We start from the raw sequence: 17,069 nt of genomic DNA on the forward strand, positions 1-17,069 counted from the left end.
ATCACTTCACAGCCATGCTGACGACGCACATACGGGCCCTGGCGCGCCATGGCACAGCGATTGCTATACCTGTATATACAGGAACGATCCACGGTAACACTTCACCGAATCCAGGATGCCGCCATGCCCGAAACCCTGCTCCTGACGCCCGGCCAGTTCGACCTCGACCAGCTGCGCGCCATCTACCAGCACCAACCCGACCTGCAGCTCGCCGACGAATGCCGCGAAGCCATCCTGCGCAGCGCGCAGACGGTCAGCCAGATCATCGCCGACCAGCGCACCGTCTACGGCATCAACACCGGCTTCGGCCTGCTGGCGCGCACCTCCATCGCCGAGGACCAGCTCGCTACCCTGCAGCGCAACCTGATCCTCTCCCACTGCACCGGCACCGGCCCGCTGCTGGACGATTCCAGCGTCGCGCTGATCATGGCGTTGAAGATCGGTTCCCTGGCGCGCGGCTTCTCCGGCGTCGGATTGCCGGTGATCGAGACGCTGCTCAAGCTGTACCGGGCGCGGGTCTACCCTTGCATCCCGTCCCAGGGTTCGGTGGGCGCTTCGGGCGACCTGGCGCCGCTGGCGCATATGTCCTCGATCCTGCTCGGCGTTGGCCAGGTTCGCCATGAAGGGCGCATCCTCGAAGCCACCGAAGGCCTTACTCTCGCCGGCGCCGAGCCGCTGGTGCTCGGCCCCAAGGAAGGCCTGGCGCTGATCAATGGCACCCAGGTATCCACCGCGCTGGCCCTGCGCGGGCTGTTCGCGGCGGAGAAGCTGTTCGTCTCTGCCGTGGTGGCGGGCAGCCTGACGGTAGAAGCGCTCAAAGGCTCGTTCGTCCCCTTCGATGCACGTATCCAGGAAGTGCGCGGCCAGCCGGGGCAGATCGCCGTCGCCGCGCTGTACCGCGAGCTGCTGCACGACAGTCCGATCAACCAGTCGCACATCGACTGCAAGCGCGTGCAGGACCCTTACTCGCTGCGCTGCCAACCACAGGTGATGGGCGCGTGCCTGGATCATCTGCGCTTCGCCGCCGGGGTTTTCCTGCGCGAGGCCAATGCCGTTTCCGACAACCCGCTGGTGTTCAGCGCTGACGGCGACGTTCTGTCAGGCGGTAACTTCCACGCCGAGCCGGTGGCGATGGCCTCCGATGTGCTGGCGCTGGCGATTTCGGAAATTGGCGCGCTGTCCGAGCGACGCATCGCCCAGTTGGTGGACCCGGCGATGTCCGGGCTGCCGGCGTTCCTGGTCAAGGAGGGCGGGCTGAACTCCGGCTTCATGATCGCCCAGGTCACTTCGGCGGCGCTGGCCTCGGAGAACAAGACCTGGGCGCACCCGGCCTCGGTGGACAGCCTGCCCACCTCGGCCAACCAGGAAGACCACGTGTCCATGGCCACCTTCGCCGCCCGCCGCCTGCAGGACATGGCCGGCAACAGTGCCGGCGTGGTCGCCATCGAACTGCTGGCCGCCGCACAGGGCGTGGACTTCCATGCGCCGCTGCAAAGCTCGCCGCAGCTGCAGGAAGTCCGCACGCTGATCCGCAGCCAGGTGCCGCATTATGAGCAGGACCGCTACTTCGCGCCGGACATCGCCGCTGCGCGGGCGTGGGTGGAGGATGGAGTGATGAGCCGCTGGATCGGTTACGCGCGGCTTTACGACTGACGCGGCAACCAGGGCTGTCCGGCTTACCCGTAGGATGGGTGGAGCGAAGCGATACCCATGCGGATCGCCGCAGAGTGATTGATGGGTATCGCTTCGCTCCACGCCATCCTACAAACGAAAAGGGCGCCTCAAGGGCGCCCTTTCCATTCAACGCGGATCGAGTTCGATCACGCAGATATCCGTCTTGCCCGCTGCTGACAGCCGCCACTCATGCAGCGCACCATCGCCCTCAGCGAGCAGCGTGTCATGCAGCCCCAGTAGACCGGCAGCTTCATCATCGTGGCTGACATGGACACCCTCCCCCGCACTGAACAGCAGCACCGTTGAAGCGCTGCTGAAGAAGTGCGCCGCACCGTCCAGCTTCAACCACTGCAGCCGCGCCCGGTAACGAGCCGGCGAATAGATCAGGTTGAAATCGCGGATCGCCCCGCCCAGCAACGTGCAGTCCACCGCGCTGGCGCCATCGAAGGCGAAGGCGTCGAGCGCGCGCAGGTCGCGGGAGTCGGTACCATCCACCTTCAGTTGCATGCCTTCGCCTTCCAGCACGCTGATGATGCGCTGGTAGCCGGTAAACGCGGAGAACGGCCCCGGCGCACCAACGTCTGCGATGGACACGCGCCAGCCGAAACCTTCCAGGCCATCGCCGGCATCGCGGACGATCTCGCGGGTAGTGCCCGCGCCATTCTTCCAGGGCATCGCCGGGTAGTCGGCAGCGCGCAGCAATCGCAGATCGGTCATGAACTGAAACGTCCTTCCAGGCGGTAGCGCGAGCCCGGATAGAGCAGGCGCGCGCTGGTCACGGTATTGCGTCCCGACCAGGTGCGCCGACGGATCAGCAGGCACGGCTCATGGCGGTCGACAGACAGCAGCTTGCATTCCTCGGGACTGGGCAGCACCGCCTCGACCACGTGCTCGCCCTCGCTCAGTGGCGCGACCTGGGTGAGGTAGGCGAACGGCGTCTGCCCGGTGAAATCCTGCTTCAGGTAGTCCGGTGCCACGGCGGCATTCACATAGCGGTCTTCGATCTGCACCGGAATATCGTTCTCGTAGTGCACGATCACCGAGTGGAAGATGCGCTGACCTTCGCGCACGTCCAGCGCCAACGCTCGCTCGGCACTGGCCAGTTCTTCGATCAGGCTGACCACCACCAGGTGATGCTTGTGGCCGCGGGCGGTGATTTCCTCGGCGATGTTCTGCACCTGGAACAACGCGGACTGGCCCTTGGGCTCGGCAACAAAGGTACCCACGCCCTGCATGCGCACCAGCAGGCCGTCGGCGGTCAGCTCGCGCAGCGCGCGGTTGATGGTCATGCGGCTGACGCCCAGCTCGTCGACCAACTCCGCTTCGGAGGGCACGCGATGGTGCGGCGGCCAGGTGCCGGACTGGATCTGCTGGATGATCAGTTGCTTGACGCGGGCGTACAACGGCGCGGGAATTTCCCCCATCTGCGCGGCGAGCGACGAACCCTCGGCGGGCGAGGTAGGCGTGGGCGATGCGGGCACGGGAAACTCCTTGTCTGGGCGACGGTGGACGAAGGCCTGGGTCTGACTCCGGCATGTACCGGATTCGACCGGTGCATACAAGTCCTGTAGCGACCGTCGGGTGCCTGGCAGTTTACGGTCTCGGCAAACGTCTGTATATGTATATACAAATTCCCCGCCTATTTAACAAGAACCCTGCGAGGGCCCCAGCATGTCCGTCCTGTTCGCCGAATCCGCCCTGCTGCCCTCCGGCTGGGCGCGCAATGTCCGCTTCGAGATCGATGCCGACGGCCTGTTCACCGCGATCACCCCGGATGCCAGTGCAGAAGGTGCGGAGCGCGTTGCCGGCCCGCTGCTGGCGGGCATGCCGAACCTGCATTCGCACGCCTTCCAGCGCGCCATGGCGGGCCTGGCGGAAGTCGCCGGCAACCCCAACGACAGCTTCTGGACCTGGCGCGACCTGATGTACCGCCTGGTCGGCCGCCTCTCGCCCGAGCAAGTCGGGGTAATCGCCCGCCAGCTGTACATCGAGATGCTCAAGGCCGGTTACACCGGCGTCGCCGAATTCCACTACGTGCACCACGACGTCGACGGCCAGCCGTACGCCAATCCGGCGGAACTGGCCCTGCGCGTCAGCCAGGCGGCGACGGACGCCGGCATCGGCCTGACCCTGCTGCCGGTGCTCTACTCCCACGCCAGCTTCGGCGGCCAGGCACCCAGCGAGGGCCAGCGTCGCTTCATCAACAGCACCGAAAACTATCTGAAGCTGATCGACGGCCTGCGTGCGCACCTGGCGACGCAGCCGCAGCAGAGCCTCGGCCTGTGCTTCCACTCCCTGCGCGCAGTGACACCACAGCAGATCGCCGAGGTGCTGGGCGCCGACACCAGCGGCTGCCCGGTGCACATCCACATCGCCGAGCAGCAGAAGGAAGTCGATGACTGCCTCGCCTGGAGCGGCCGGCGCCCGCTGCAGTGGTTGTACGAGAACGTCGCCGTGGACGAGCGCTGGTGCCTGGTCCACGCCACCCATGCCGAAGCCGACGAAGTCACCGCCATGGCCCGCAGTGGCGCGGTGGCCGGCCTGTGCCTGACCACCGAGGCGAACCTGGGTGACGGCATCTTCCCGGCAGTAGATTACCTGGCCCAGCACGGCCGCTTCGGCATCGGCTCGGACAGCCACGTTTCGCTCAGCGTGGTGGAAGAACTGCGCTGGCTGGAATACGGCCAGCGCCTGCGCGACCAGCGTCGCAACCGTCTCTATGGACAGGACCAGCCCATGGTCGGCCGCACCCTGTTCGACGCGGCGTTGTCCGGCGGTGCCCAGGCCCTTGGCCAACCCACCGGCGAACTGGCGGTGGGCAAGCGCGCTGACCTGCTGGTGCTCGACGGCGGCGACCCTTACCTGCAGACCGCCCGTGGTGACGCCATCCTCAACCGCTGGCTGTTCGCCGGTGGCGATCGCCAGGTGCGCGAAGTGATGGTTGCCGGACAGTGGCGGGTGCGCGGCGGCCGGCATGCGCTCGAAGAACAGAGCGCCCGCGAGTTCGCCAGCGTGCTGCGCGAATTGCTGGACTGATTGCCTTTGTAGGATGGCGTGGAGCGCAGCGATACCCATCGATCCGGGCGCAGATACAGCATGGGTATCGCTGCGCTCCACCCATCCTACGAGCCAGGGACCACACCTGTAGGAGCGAGCTTGCTCGCGAACGATCTCCACAGCGGGGCTGGTTCGCGAGCAAGCTCGCTCCTACGAAAACCCGCGCCGGTCATACCGCGCGAGATGGCCGCAATGAAAAAACGCCCCGAGGGGCGTTTTTTCATTGGGTCGCCGAACTGGAGTCGGCTGCGCGCCAGATCAGGTCATCCGTCTGGTAACCCCGCGCATGGGCCAGCCCCAGCAGCTTCTGCCGCGTCGTATCCGGCACCACCGGCTGGCGCGACAGCAGCCAGAGGTATTCGCGGTCGGGGTTGCCGACCAGCGCGGTCTGGTAGTCGTCGTCGACGTAGAGCACCCAGTAGTCACCCTTGGCGATCTCGGGGAAGAGTTTCGTGAAGGTGTTGTCGAAGCGCACCCAGAGCTTGTCGGTGCGGCCCGGCACCTGAGCCTCGGCGCGGCCAGTGGCCTGGTCCCAGTCGCCATCGCTGGTCAGGCAGCGGTTGGTCACCGCGATGCTGGCATCGTCCTGCAGGCGGTAGTGGGCTTCGGATTGCGTGCACTGGCGCTGGAAGAACATCGGCTTGCGCGCCAGCTCGTACCAGGTGCCCATGTAGCGCTTGAGGTCGACCTGCACGGTCTGCGGCGGCTGCTGGGTAGAGCCCGCACAACCGCTCAGTGCAACGAGGCAGGCCAGCCAGATCATGGATCGATGCATTCGCTCCTCCTTGGCTGCCTGCCCTGCCCGGGCGGGTTACTTCAGGCCCTGGGCGGAGAACAGCAGCACTTTGTCGCCGGCGTACTGGATGCTGATGAAGGCCTTGTCGTCACCCCAGGTGCAGCTGGAAACGCCCAGAGCTCCGGAGCATTCGGCAGGCTTGCCGAGCAGGTCCTCGACTTCGGCCTTGGTCATGCCGGTTTTGATCTTGGAATAGTTCTCCTGGTTCACTTTGCTGCAAGCGGCCAGGACGACACAGAACGCGACGAGCGCGAGGCGGCGGAAGGACATCGACAACTCCATTGTTTTGGGGGCAGGCCAACAAGCTTGGCACAGGGCGACCGATTCGGCCGCCGGGTTGGAGTCAGAAACGTGAGCCAGGTTCCGTGAGGAACTGCGCTTCTTCAGCCGTGGACTGGCGGCCGAGGATGGCGTTGCGGTGAGGGAAACGGCCGAAGCGGTCGATCACCACCTGGTGCTTGCGTGCGTAGGCGAGGTAACCGGCGAAAAGCACCTTCTCGCTCTCGCTGGATTCGGCCTGCAACGCTTCGTACAGGCGTACCGCCTCATCCTGGCTGGCCAGGTCTTCGGCGTGCTCCAGCACGATGTAGACGAACACTCGCTCGATGCGCGGCAACTGGCGGTCGAAACCCGCTTCCAGGCCCTGGCGCACCAGTTGCTGGGCGCGGGCGTCGCCGGCATAGGCGCGCGGATTGTCGCGAAAGACCATGCGCGGCAGCTGGTCCAGCAGCAGGATCAGCGCCAGCCAGCTCTGCGGCTCGCGCTCCCACTCCTGCAGACCGCCGTCCAGGGCCTGGCGCACCAGGCCGCCGAAACGGTTTTCCGAGTCCACGTCCTGGCAGCCGCTCTTGCCGAACCACAGCGCGTTGCGCTGGGCGGCGACTTCATTGGCATCCAGCGCAGTGCCGAACCACCAGTCGAGCAGGGTCTGCCAGGGCGCGGTGCTCATCAGCCTTCCTGGTGGTAGGCGGTGGCGCGCTCGACTTCTTCCTTCGAGCCCAGGAACACCGCGACGCGCTGGTGCAGGCTGTCGGGCTGGATGTCGAGGATGCGCTGGCGGCCGTTGGTGGCGGCGCCGCCGGCCTGCTCGATGATGAAGGACATCGGGTTGGCTTCGTACATCAGGCGCAGCTTGCCGGGCTTCTCCGGCTCGCGGGAATCACGCGGGTACATGAACACGCCGCCGCGGGTCAGGATGCGGTGCACGTCGGCCACCATGGAGGCGATCCAGCGCATGTTGTAGTTCTTGCCCAGCGGGCCTTCCTTGCCGGCCAGCAGCTCGTCGACGTAGCGCTTCACCGGGGCTTCCCAGTGGCGCTGGTTGGACATGTTGATGGCGAATTCGGCGGTGCTGGTCGGCACGGTGATGTTGTCGTGGGTCATCACGAAGCTGCCCAGCTCGCGGTCCAGGGTGAAGCCTTTCACGCCGTTGCCCAGGGTCAGGATCAGCATGGTCTGCGGGCCGTAGATGGCGTAGCCGGCGGCGACCTGGGTAGTGCCCTTCTGCAGGAAGGCCTCTTCACGCAGGCTGTCGTTCTGGCTCAGGTATTCCTGTGGGCAGCGCAGCACGGAGAAGATGGTGCCGACCGAGACGTTGACGTCGATGTTGGAGGAGCCATCCAGCGGGTCGAAGACCAGCAGGTAGGCGCCCTTGGGGTACTTGCCCGGAATCTGGTAGGGGTGGTCCATTTCCTCGGAGGCCATGCCGGCCAGGTTACCGGCCCACTCGTTGGCTTCCAGGAGGATTTCGTTGGACAGGACGTCGAGCTTCTTCTGCACCTCGCCCTGCACGTTCTCGGTTTCCATGCTGCCGAGCACGCCACCCAGCGCACCCTTGGACACGGCGTGGCTGATTTCCTTGCACGCGCGGGCCACCACTTCCACGAGGTGACGCAGGTCGGCCGGGGTGTTGTGACTGCGGGTCTGCTCGATCAGGTAGCGGCTCAGGGTAACGCGGGACATGGAAGACTCCAGGGGAGAAGATAAAAATCAGGGCGCATTCTAGCGTGGAAACGACCGCGATGCCTCCTTGCGCAGAGGCACGCAGAATGCTTGGAGCCCGCCGCGCACGGGCAGTTCCCCAGAGGCGATCGGCACCGCGACCTTCGGCCGCGTGGCGAGCGGTACGCTGAAAAGAAAGCGGGGTGACGGCCGCAACCGCCCGTCACCCCGCCGCGCTCACCTCAGGCGGTCAGAAGTCCAGGCTCAACGCCAGGTTCACCCCTTGCGCCAGGTCGTCGCTGCTGCGGTGCGCGCTGTAGCCGCCGCGCAGCGACAGCTCCGGGGTCAGCTTCTGGGCGAAGCCGATGGTGGCGCGCTGCAGATGGCTCTGCGGGGTGTAGCCCTGCAGGCTGAAACCGATGTCCGGCAGGCTGGTGAAGTTCATCCCGACATTCTGGGTGTCGTCGGCGTATTCGCGCTCCACGGCAACCTCGCCGAACAGCTGGGTTTCCTGGGAGAGGTCCAGCTTGCCCTGCAGGCCGGCACCGAGGCGACGGGAGTAGCGGTCCTGCTCGTCATAGGCCAGCGCGGTGGAACGGCCGCTGCCCTCTTCGTAGCTGTCCACTTTCACCCGCGCCCAGTCGGCACTGACGAATGGCGACAGGTGCCAGTTTTCGCCGCCCTGGGCGATGTCGTACCCCAAGCGACCGCTGAAGGCCAGCAGGCTGCCGTCGGTATCGGCCTTCTCCTCCACTTCGTGGTTGATGATGGTGAACTTGCGGTTCGCCTCATCGAAGTCGAGCTTGCCGCCGGTCACGGAGGCGTCAGCCCACCAGCGATTCTGCTGGAACTGGACGAACAGGCTGCCCAGGTAGCTGTTGAGCTTGTAGTCGGAGTCGTCGGAGCCAAGCTCCAGCTTCTGCCGGTAGAAGCCCAGCGAGCCGCCGACGCGCCAGGCGTCATCCAGGCGATAGCTGGTGCCCAGGGTCAGGTTGGCGCCGTAGCCGTCGCCATCGGCCGCGCTGTCCTGGTCGTCGTAGTCCAGGTGCTGCGCCCCACCGGTGACGAAACCGCGCCACTGGTTGACGCCCTGCCAGTTCTCCCAGTCCGCCAACCACTGGCTGCGCAGCTGGTCCTGGTAGGCGTTGTAGGTGCCCAGGGCCATCTCCGGCAGCATGGTCGCTTCCCACGGGGCGGAGAGCACCGAGTAGGCGTAGTCGGCGATCAACGTCTGGCCGGCGATAGTCGGGTGCACGCCGTCGTTGAAGATCAGCTTGGTCGGGTCGGGGTTGGTGCCGTGGCGGCCATACACCGCGTTCTCGGTGCAGCTGTTGCCGCTGAAGCAGGTGCCGACGAGGTTCTGGTCGGTCGCCAGGCCATAGGCGCCCGGGTTGGCCAGTACTTCCTTGAACATCGCCGGGATGTTGAGCGGGATGACGTTGGCGTCGGAGGCGGCCAGCTGACTGACCAGTTCCTCGTTGAAGATGCCCGACAGCTGGGTGCCGAAGGATTCCAGCGCGGTGCCGTTGGTGGCCGGGGTCTGGCCGAGGTCGGGCAGCAGCCAGACCATGATGTAGCGCGCACCGGCGTCGTGCAGCGCATCCACGCTATCCACCAGGCGGCCTGCTGCAGCTCGGGCGGTCGGGTCGTTGGTGATGCGCAGCTGGAGGAAGTCGTTGCCACCACCGGTGAGGTAGTACAGCGCATTCGGATCAGCGCGGTTGTTCACCAGATAGCCGTCACGGGTGCGGCTGGTGGAGCCGGAAGTGACCACCGAGCCACCGGCAGCGGTGATCGAGTCGTAGATCTGGTCGGTACGGTAGCCACCGACCGCCCAGTTGTTGCCGTCCACGGTGCCGGGGACCAGCGAGGTTGAGGGGTTCAGGTCGGCGCCATTGATGCCCAGCTTGCCGCCGAGAATCATCGGTGCGGTGGGGCCGAAGATCTCGCCGCTGCCGTCCAGATAGGTCGGACCGACACGGTTGGTGAAGCGGGTACTGGCACCAGCGGGGCCGCCGGCATCGGCGAACTGGCCGGAATCGCTCAGGCTGTCGCCGAAGACGACCAGGGTGGAATACGGCGAAGGGGCTGCGGAGGCCTGCGCGGCAATGGCCAACGCGCACGCAGCCGCCAGCGGGGTGAGCGCCTTTCTGATCATTCTGCTACTCCATGCTTTGTTGTTATTCGGTAATCAGAACAACCCAGACAGTATCAGAATTTCTACAGGCGACACCCCTATCTTGGGGCGATCCGCGCCGATCAGCTCGCCTGGCGGTTGCTCCGCAGCAGGCTCAGCGCCATCAGCGCGAGCAGGCCGACGCCCGCCAGCAGCAGCGCCCACAGGCCATAGCGCTTCCAGTGGGTATCGGCTTTCGCGACATCGGCAGGCAGTGGTGTCGCCGGCGCCTGCAGAGCGCCCTTGAGCCGCGCCTCGCCCATGTTCGCCAGGCGCTTGGGCTCGTAGCCGGGCACCAGGGTGGTCAGCGGCAGGCTGCCATCGGTGATCGATCCACTGCCCACCGCCAGTTCGTAGGGCTCACCGCCGCGTGCAAGGAACACCAGTTCGCTGGCGCGAACGCCCACGCTCAGGTGCGCCGTCGAACCCCCGAGGCCGCCGCCGCGCGCATCCACCTGCAGACGCAGCTGGCCCAGGGTGGTGCCGGGCAATGCCAGCTCCTCCTGGGTGATTTCACCACCCTGACCCGGCAGGCGGTACAGCACGCCGCGCGCCAACGGCGACCACTGCACATTGCCGTCGTGGCGGCCGGAGATCACCACCGGAGCCAACGTGTTGTCCTGTTGCAACGAAATCCGCACGCGCTCCACCGGTAGCGCCAGCGGCAGGCTCCAGCTGAAGTCGCCATTATTGTCGACCTTGGCCGCCAGGGGTTCGGACCAGAGCATCGGTACCGGGCCGCTACTGCTGCGGCTGCCGCTGAGCGTGGCGCCGACCAGTTGCGCGGCCTGCTCCGGCGACTCCCACCACAGGCGCAGGTAGCGCGCCGTCTCGCCGGGCAGCGCTATGTCGTTCTGCTCGATGCGCTGGCCGTTGAAATCCAGCCGGGCCAATTGCCCTTCGCCCAGGGAGCGCCAGTGCTCCAGGTCATCGCTGGCTTCGATGCGCAGGCGCTGGAAGCCGTCGCTGTCCGCCGTCCAGTCCAGCTGCAGGCGGTCCAGCGGCAAGTCGCCGGAGCCGGTTTCCAGCAGCCACCCGCGCAGCACCTGGGTCTTGTCCTGCGCGGGCGCGTTCGGGGTGATTTCCAGGATGGTGCCGGTGGTGCTGCGGACGATCTTCAGGTTGTCGCCGGCCGCGCTGCCAGAGGCACCCCGCAGCGGGAAGATGCGCGCCTGCACTTCGCTGCGCACCTCTTTCTCGCTGGCTGCGCTGGTGCGCAAGCTGTAGGGCAGCGCCTCGCCTTCGGCGTTGAAGATGCGTACGTCGCGCAGGTCGCCATGGCGGGCGGCGAACAGGACCTCGATGGGCAATTGTACGCGGTACCACGGCCCCTGGCCGGAAAGCTCCAGCGGCACGCGATGGGCGAAGTCCGCCGGAGTGGGTGCGGCACTGGCGTGATTGCCCAGCAGGCAGGCACCGGCGAGCAGGAAGAGGGTATTGAGCTTCATGCGGAGGGGAGCTCCTGTTGCGGTTGCTCATCAGGCTGTGGCCGGCGCGGCGGCAGCGGTGCGAAGTAGCCGACGATCAGCATCAGCACGCCGACGCCGATGAAGGAAATGATGCATTCCAGGCTGCCACCACTGGCGCGATCGACGAGGAACAGCTTGATCACCACGACCACCAGCAGCACTGCCCCGACCAGCCAGAAGTCGCGGCGACCGCGCAGGTGCCCGGCGATCATCAGGCCCAGCGCGATCAGCGCCCAGACGATGGACAACCCGGCCTGTACCAGCATGGACTGGCTCAGGGAATCGAACTCGAACGGCACGCCGCCCCAATGGTGCGCGGTGCGGCACACCGCCATGGTCAGCAGGGCGAACAGCGAAGCGCCCAGCACCGCCTGCACCGGCAGGCGCAGGGTCGACTCGGCAACGCCCAGTTGCGGCAGGCCCAGGCGCGTCCACTGGAAGATCGCCGCGAGCACGATGAGCATGCCCAGCTCCAGCGGGTTCACCAACGGCAGGTACGGCAGCGGGTCGGCCGCGCCGTTGCTGAACAGATTGACCAGCCAGAACCAGCCCAGCAGCGCCAGGGCCACCGGGACGGCAGCGATCGCGCGGTACTCGCGCTCGAAGGCCGCCACCGGCCACGGCAGACGCGCCATGCCCCCCATGAGGATCAGGAACAGGCTCGGCACCAGCGCCCAGCCCAGCCAGCGCCAGGCGTTGTAATGCTCGGCCAGGGCGAAGAACAGGTAGCGCAGCTCCAACGCCAGCACGCCGAGGATCAGCCAGCAACCCAGTACATGGGCCACCTGTGCAGCGCGGTGCGGCAGCAAGGCGTCAAGTCGGCGCAGGGTGAAGAAGTGCACCGCGAACACCGCCAGCCAGCCGAGCCAGCCCAGTTCTGCCAGCGGGTGATAGCCCAGGCTCCAGGCACTGGCCAGCGCCACCAGCGACACCGGCACCAATGCCAGGCACAGCAGTGCCAACGCGCGCCACTGCTCGCGGCGCGCCAGCAGCGACCAGAGGCCGACGCTGACCGCCGCCACCAGCAGCGCCACATGTTCACGCATCTCGCCGGGTACGAAGCGGGCGATTTCCCAGACAGCGGTCAGCGCCCACCAGCCCGCGCCCCACACCAGCAGCAATTGCGACAGTTGCTCCAGCCCAAGGCCGCCCAGCGCCAGGTTGCGCTCGCGCTCGCTGGCGCGGTGCAGGCGCCAGGCGCCGACCAGCGCAGCCAGCGCCAGCACTGCCGGGGTCCAGAAGCCCATGTGCGCCAGCGGTTTCAGGCCCTCGCTGGGCAGGTCGCCGAACAGTGCCGCGCCACCGAAGAGGAAGGCGCCCGCGCCGATAACCTGCAGCACCAGACCGAAGACGAAGGCCGCGCGTTGCTGCAACTGCAGGCTCAGCCAGAGGATCAGCAACCCACTGCCAGCCCAGACAGCGGCGGCGGTCTGCCAGCGCAGCACGAAGAGCACGGCGAGGTTGATGAAGGCCAGGCCCAGTAGCAGGACCACGCTCAGGCCGAGCATCAGCCGGCGGTCGTCGCGCACCATCGAATCCCGCGCGGCGATCAGCATGGCGGCGATCAGCGCCAGCCCGATCAACGATGCCGTCACCAGCCCGCGCCAACCCGAGCCGAGCACACCACCACCCTCCTGTGCGCCGTGCAGATGCAGGAGGAACACCGCACCGCCCAGCAGTTGCACCGCAAAGGTGCAGGCCAGGAAGGTGCGCGAACGCAGGCGCAGCGCGGCGAACAGGGTCGCCAGCCCGGCTACGGCCCAGGACATGGCCGTGCCGTCCGCGCCCATCAGCAGAGGGGCGATCAGGTAGAGAAACGTCAGACCGAAGGCCGCCAGCACCGGGCGAGCGTTCGGCTCCCAGCTGCGCAAGGTCTGCGGAGCGGCAATGCGCAGGCTCCAGAAGCTGAACAGCAGCGCCACGCCGAGCATCAGTGCGCCCAGTGGCGCGCCGTCGAGCAGCGTCAGCGACAGCGGGTTCACTTCCAGGCCGGCAAGGAAGGCCAGCGCCGCGCCCACTTGCAGCAACAAGGCAAAGATCCGAGCCAGCGGCCGCTGTTGACGCAAGCCGAGCCAGAAGATGCCGGCACCTTCCACGGCCCAGGCGGCTGAGGTCCAGCGCGCATCGAGGCCCAGAGGGATCGCCAGCGTGCCGAATACCACGCCCAGCGCCAGGCAAGTTTCCACCAGCAGCAGCGCGCGACCGGCGGTGCGCCCGGCTAGCAGGCGGGCGAGCACCATGTAGAACAGACCCAGCGCCAGGGCGCTGAACGCCGCGCCGAACTCCAGGTGCTGGATGATCCCGTATTGCAGGCCGAAACCCACCAGCGGCGTGCCGAACAGCACGGTGCCGTCGACGTAGTCGGTCTGCCGCGCCGACCAGCGCAGCAGCGCCTCGCGGGAATTATCGTCCGGCGCCCCGGCTGCCTCGCGCAGGCGGCGGCGGGCGAACAGCAGGCCGATGGCGACGTAGGTGAGGAAGAACAGGATCAGGAACGGCTCGGTCGTGGCGAAAAGCTCCGGCTGGTACGAACGCAGCCCCCAGGCCAGGCCGATGCCGAAGGTACCGAAGAAGCCGATCAGGTTGAGCATCCGCCAGGCCTTGAACCAGGCGATGGCGAAAATACCGGCATTGAGCAGGGCGAAGTAGCTGAACAGCGCGACATGGCTGCCACCGCCGGTGGACGCCAGGATCGGCGCGGCGAAACCGCCCAGCGCAGCGGCAGCGGCAAGACCCACTGCGTCCTGCAGGATGGCGAGAATCGCCGAGAACAGGGTGACCGCCACCAGCAGCACGAAACCGGCCTTCGGGTCGATCAGCACCTCGCCATGGTTCATCGCCGGATACAGCTTGATGCTGGCGAACACCGTCAGGTAGAGCACGGCGACGCCGGTGCCCTGGAGGATCAGCGCATAGGCCGGGCGCCGCTGACGCAGCCACCAGCCGAGCCCGAGCAGTGCCAGCGCGGCAGCGGCGGTGCCGAGGTACGGCCCTTGCGGCGGCATGGTCATGCCTTCGGTGGCATAGCGCAGCAGGAAGGCCAGGCCGAGGAACAGCAGCACCACACCGACGCGAAGCACCGTGTTGCCGCCCAGCAACCAGTCGCGGGCGGCGCCGAAGGCACGGTCGAACAAGGATGGAACGGGCGGAGCCGGCGGCAGCGGAGGTGCAGCAGGAGCCGGCTGTGGCTGAGCCTCTGGCTCCTCGACGCGGGCCTGGGCAGCCGGCCTTTCCATCGGCTCGAGCACCAGGTCGGACCACTCGATGGGCGCTTCCACCCGCGCAGCGGCCGCCGGGGCCGGCGCCAGTTCGTCGGTGGGCAGCTCGATGTTCCACTCCAGCTCTGTGGCAGCGGGTTCGCTGACGGGTACGTCGACCTCGACCTCGGGCTCGGTCGGGGCAACCGGCATTTCCGGCGCGACAGTCTCGACGCTGACCGGTGGAGGCGTCTGCCCGACCGGGCCACGCTCCACCTGCAGCAACCGCTCATACAGGGCCTTGGTGCCCTGGTCGAAGCGTTCGCCGAAGGTCTTCAGCTCACTGCGAAGGCTGGCGTTCTCCCGTTGCAGGCTGTGCAGCGCGAAGGTCTGCCCCAGCGCGAGGCCGACCACTGCGCCCAATACCGCCCCGGTGATCGACTCGCCTGCAGCGGCGCCGATGACCAGGCCGACCAGCATGAAAATCCATTGCATGCTTTCGAATCCTTGAGGTTCTGTGCGAATCCATCCCGACCCGGGCGGCAACGCCCGGGAAGCTGAGTATATCGGCCTGGCTCCCTGGCCTGCGTCCACTAACGCTCAGCTTCGAGTACTCTGACGTCGCGAAGTTGCCTCGTAGCCACGCCTCACTGAAATTTCAAAGACGAGGGTGCCTTTCGTAAGAGCGAGCTTGCTCGCAAACCGCCCCGCTTCAATGCCACCGGAGAATCCGTTCGCGAGCAAGCTCGCTCCTACAGATCCAGTGAAGCTACCTGGAAGACGGGCAAAAAAAAGCCGGGCAGATGCCCGGCTTTTCCTTGTTACCCGTCGAATCAGACCTTGGCGCGTTCGTAGCGCTTGCGGTCGTTCTCGTTGAGCATTTTCTTGCGCAGACGGATCGACTTCGGCGTCACTTCCACCAGCTCGTCATCGGCGATGAATTCCAGCGCCTGCTCCAGAGTGAAGCGGATCGGCGGAACCAGGGCAATGACTTCGTCCTTGCCCGAAGCGCGCATGTTGTCGAGCTTCTTGCCTTTGGTGGGGTTGATCACCAGGTCGTTGTCGCGGCTGTTGATGCCGGCCAGCTGGCCTTCGTAGATCTCGTCGCCTGGGCCGAGGAACAGCTTGCCGCGGCTTTGCAGGGTTTCCAGCGAGTAGGTCAGCGCGGTGCCGGTGGCCATGGAGACCAGTACGCCGTTCTGACGGTTGGTCACTTCGCCGGCCTTGATCGGGCCGTAGTGGCTGAAGGTCGAGGTCAGGATGCCGGTGCCCGAGGTCAGGGTCAGGAAGTTGTTACGGAAGCCGATCAGGCCACGCGCCGGGATGGTGTACTCCAGGCGCACGCGGCCCTTGCCGTCGGGGATCATGTTGGTCAGATCGCCCTTGCGCAGGCCCATCTGCTCCATCACCGAGCCCTGGTGCTGCTCTTCGATGTCGATGGTGACGTTCTCGTACGGCTCCTGCTTCTCGCCTTCGGCGGTCTCGATGATGACCACTTCCGGACGGCCTACGGCCAGCTCGAAGCCTTCACGGCGCATGGTTTCGATCAGTACCGAGAGGTGCAGTTCGCCACGGCCGGAAACCTTGAATTTCTCTGGGGAGTCGCCTTGCTCGACGCGCAGGGCCACGTTGTGCAGCAGTTCCTTGTCCAGACGGTCCTTGATGTTGCGGCTGGTGACGAACTTGCCTTCTTTACCGGCGAACGGCGAGTCGTTGACCTGGAAGGTCATGCTCACGGTCGGCTGGTCGACGGTCAGCGGCGGGCGCGCTTCGACGTTCTGCGGGTCGCACAGGGTGTCGGAGATGTACAGCTCGTCCATGCCCGAGACGCAGACGATGTCGCCGGCTTCGGCTTCGGCGACTTCGACGCGCTGCAGGCCCGAGTGACCCATGATCTTCAGGATGCGGCCGTTGCGCTTGGTGCCGTCGTCGCTGATGGCCACGACCGGGGTGTTGGTCTTGACCTTGCCGCGGGCGATACGGCCGATGCCGATCACGCCGAGGAAGCTGTTGTAGTCCAGCTGGGAAATCTGCATCTGGAACGGGCCGTCGACGTCGACTTTCGGCGCCGGGACGTGGTCGATGATCGCCTGGAACAGCGCGTCCATGTTGTCGTCCATCTTCTCGTGGTCCATGCCGGCGATGCCGTTCAGGGCACTGGCGTAGACGATCGGGAAGTCCAGCTGCTCGTCGGTGGCGCCGAGGTTGTCGAACAGGTCGAAGATCTGGTCGATGACCCAGTCAGGACGCGCGCCCGGACGGTCGATCTTGTTCACTACGACGATCGGGCGCAGGCCGGCCTTGAAGGCCTTCTGGGTGACGAAACGGGTCTGCGGCATGGGGCCGTCCTGGGCGTCGACCACCAGCAGTACGGAGTCGACCATGGACATCACGCGCTCAACCTCGCCACCGAAGTCGGCGTGGCCGGGGGTGTCGACGATGTTGATGCTGTAGTCATTCCATTTCAGGGCGGTGTTCTTCGCCAGAATGGTAATGCCACGCTCTTTTTCCTGGTCGTTGGAGTCCATCACGCGCTCGTTTTCCGCTTCTTTGCGGTCGAGGGTGCCGGACAGGCGCAGGAGCTTGTCTACGAGGGTGGTCTTGCCATGGTCGACGTGGGCGATGATGGCGATGTTGCGCAGTTTTTCGATCACAGTGTCAGTCTCGATAGTGAATCTTCGGCTGCCGTTTTCGGCAGCGGGGGCCGGGCCGTGGCGCGGCGGTGCAAAAGGTCAGGGCGTGAGCCTACGCACCGAATG

The 17,069-nt window shown here is 66.2% G+C and carries 12 protein-coding genes; 2 read left to right on the forward strand and 10 right to left on the reverse strand.

The genetic code is table 11. The features are described from left to right. Positions 1-123 precede the first annotated feature (123 nt). Positions 124-1,653 (forward strand): histidine ammonia-lyase, encoded by a 1,530-nt coding sequence (hutH, locus tag FAS41_RS15240; protein WP_138523639.1) that lies wholly within the window; start codon positions 124-126, stop codon positions 1,651-1,653. A gap of 147 nt (positions 1,654-1,800) precedes the next feature. Here the strand turns inward: hutH and FAS41_RS15245 are convergent, their stop codons facing one another. Continuing rightward, a complete protein-coding gene (locus FAS41_RS15245) occupies positions 1,801-2,391 on the reverse strand; it encodes a HutD/Ves family protein (protein ID WP_138523641.1) in 591 nt (196 codons plus the stop codon). After that, positions 2,388-3,098 carry a histidine utilization transcriptional repressor HutC gene (gene hutC / locus FAS41_RS15250; RefSeq protein WP_138523718.1) on the reverse strand — a complete coding sequence of 237 codons (711 nt, stop codon included), beginning with the start codon at positions 3,096-3,098 and terminating at the stop codon, positions 2,388-2,390. Before hutC ends, FAS41_RS15245 begins: the two co-directional genes overlap by 4 nt. Positions 3,099-3,345: 247 nt before the next feature. On the opposite strand from hutC, the gene FAS41_RS15255 reads away from it, so the two are divergent. Then, complete coding sequence (locus FAS41_RS15255; RefSeq protein WP_138523643.1) at positions 3,346-4,710, forward strand: formimidoylglutamate deiminase; 1,365 nt, start codon at positions 3,346-3,348, stop codon at positions 4,708-4,710. A 241-nt stretch (positions 4,711-4,951) separates the two neighbouring features. Here the strand turns inward: FAS41_RS15255 and FAS41_RS15260 are convergent, their stop codons facing one another. The 8 genes from FAS41_RS15260 to typA form a co-directional block, all read right to left on the reverse strand. Next, a complete protein-coding gene (locus FAS41_RS15260; RefSeq protein WP_138523645.1) occupies positions 4,952-5,506 on the reverse strand; it encodes a lipocalin family protein in 555 nt (184 codons plus the stop codon). A 36-nt stretch (positions 5,507-5,542) separates the two neighbouring features. Further along, on the reverse strand, positions 5,543-5,797 hold the full coding sequence (bamE, locus tag FAS41_RS15265) for an outer membrane protein assembly factor BamE domain-containing protein (RefSeq protein ID WP_138523647.1): 255 nt from the start codon (positions 5,795-5,797) through the stop codon (positions 5,543-5,545). Positions 5,798-5,870: 73 nt separating this feature from the next. Further along, positions 5,871-6,476, reverse strand: a complete 606-nt coding sequence (locus tag FAS41_RS15270) for a DUF924 family protein (RefSeq protein WP_138523649.1) — start codon at positions 6,474-6,476, stop codon at positions 5,871-5,873. Further along, positions 6,476-7,489, reverse strand: coding sequence for a class 1 fructose-bisphosphatase (locus tag FAS41_RS15275; RefSeq protein WP_138523651.1), 1,014 nt, complete (start codon positions 7,487-7,489; stop codon positions 6,476-6,478). The genes FAS41_RS15270 and FAS41_RS15275 overlap by 1 nt, the downstream gene beginning before the upstream one ends. Positions 7,490-7,718: 229 nt before the next feature. Beyond that, positions 7,719-9,626 (reverse strand): esterase EstP, encoded by a 1,908-nt coding sequence (gene estP, locus FAS41_RS15280; RefSeq protein WP_138523653.1) that lies wholly within the window; start codon positions 9,624-9,626, stop codon positions 7,719-7,721. A 101-nt stretch (positions 9,627-9,727) separates the two neighbouring features. Continuing rightward, positions 9,728-11,092, reverse strand: coding sequence for a DUF3999 domain-containing protein (locus FAS41_RS15285; protein WP_138523655.1), 1,365 nt, complete (start codon positions 11,090-11,092; stop codon positions 9,728-9,730). Continuing rightward, the gene (locus FAS41_RS15290) at positions 11,089-14,805 is read right to left on the reverse strand and encodes a DUF2339 domain-containing protein (protein ID WP_138523657.1); all 3,717 of its coding nucleotides are present in this window, start codon (positions 14,803-14,805) and stop codon (positions 11,089-11,091) included. The genes FAS41_RS15285 and FAS41_RS15290 overlap by 4 nt, the downstream gene beginning before the upstream one ends. A gap of 338 nt (positions 14,806-15,143) precedes the next feature. Next, positions 15,144-16,964 carry a translational GTPase TypA gene (typA, locus tag FAS41_RS15295; protein ID WP_138523659.1) on the reverse strand — a complete coding sequence of 607 codons (1,821 nt, stop codon included), beginning with the start codon at positions 16,962-16,964 and terminating at the stop codon, positions 15,144-15,146. Between the last annotated feature and the right edge of the window lie 105 nt (positions 16,965-17,069).

The organism is Pseudomonas nicosulfuronedens, from assembly GCF_005877905.1.
Classification (GTDB): Bacteria; Pseudomonadota; Gammaproteobacteria; order Pseudomonadales; family Pseudomonadaceae; genus Pseudomonas; species Pseudomonas nicosulfuronedens.

Coding starts and splice junctions, on each gene's coding strand:
- hutH (WP_138523639.1), top strand. CDS start 124: ATGCCCGAAACCCTGCTCCTGACGCCCGGCCAGTTCGACCTCGACCAG.
- FAS41_RS15245 (WP_138523641.1), bottom strand. CDS start 2,391: ATGACCGATCTGCGATTGCTGCGCGCTGCCGACTACCCGGCGATGCCC.
- hutC (WP_138523718.1), bottom strand. CDS start 3,098: ATGGGGGAAATTCCCGCGCCGTTGTACGCCCGCGTCAAGCAACTGATC.
- FAS41_RS15255 (WP_138523643.1), top strand. CDS start 3,346: ATGTCCGTCCTGTTCGCCGAATCCGCCCTGCTGCCCTCCGGCTGGGCG.
- FAS41_RS15260 (WP_138523645.1), bottom strand. CDS start 5,506: ATGCATCGATCCATGATCTGGCTGGCCTGCCTCGTTGCACTGAGCGGT.
- bamE (WP_138523647.1), bottom strand. CDS start 5,797: ATGTCCTTCCGCCGCCTCGCGCTCGTCGCGTTCTGTGTCGTCCTGGCC.
- FAS41_RS15270 (WP_138523649.1), bottom strand. CDS start 6,476: ATGAGCACCGCGCCCTGGCAGACCCTGCTCGACTGGTGGTTCGGCACT.
- FAS41_RS15275 (WP_138523651.1), bottom strand. CDS start 7,489: ATGTCCCGCGTTACCCTGAGCCGCTACCTGATCGAGCAGACCCGCAGT.
- estP (WP_138523653.1), bottom strand. CDS start 9,626: ATGATCAGAAAGGCGCTCACCCCGCTGGCGGCTGCGTGCGCGTTGGCC.
- FAS41_RS15285 (WP_138523655.1), bottom strand. CDS start 11,092: ATGAAGCTCAATACCCTCTTCCTGCTCGCCGGTGCCTGCCTGCTGGGC.
- FAS41_RS15290 (WP_138523657.1), bottom strand. CDS start 14,805: ATGCAATGGATTTTCATGCTGGTCGGCCTGGTCATCGGCGCCGCTGCA.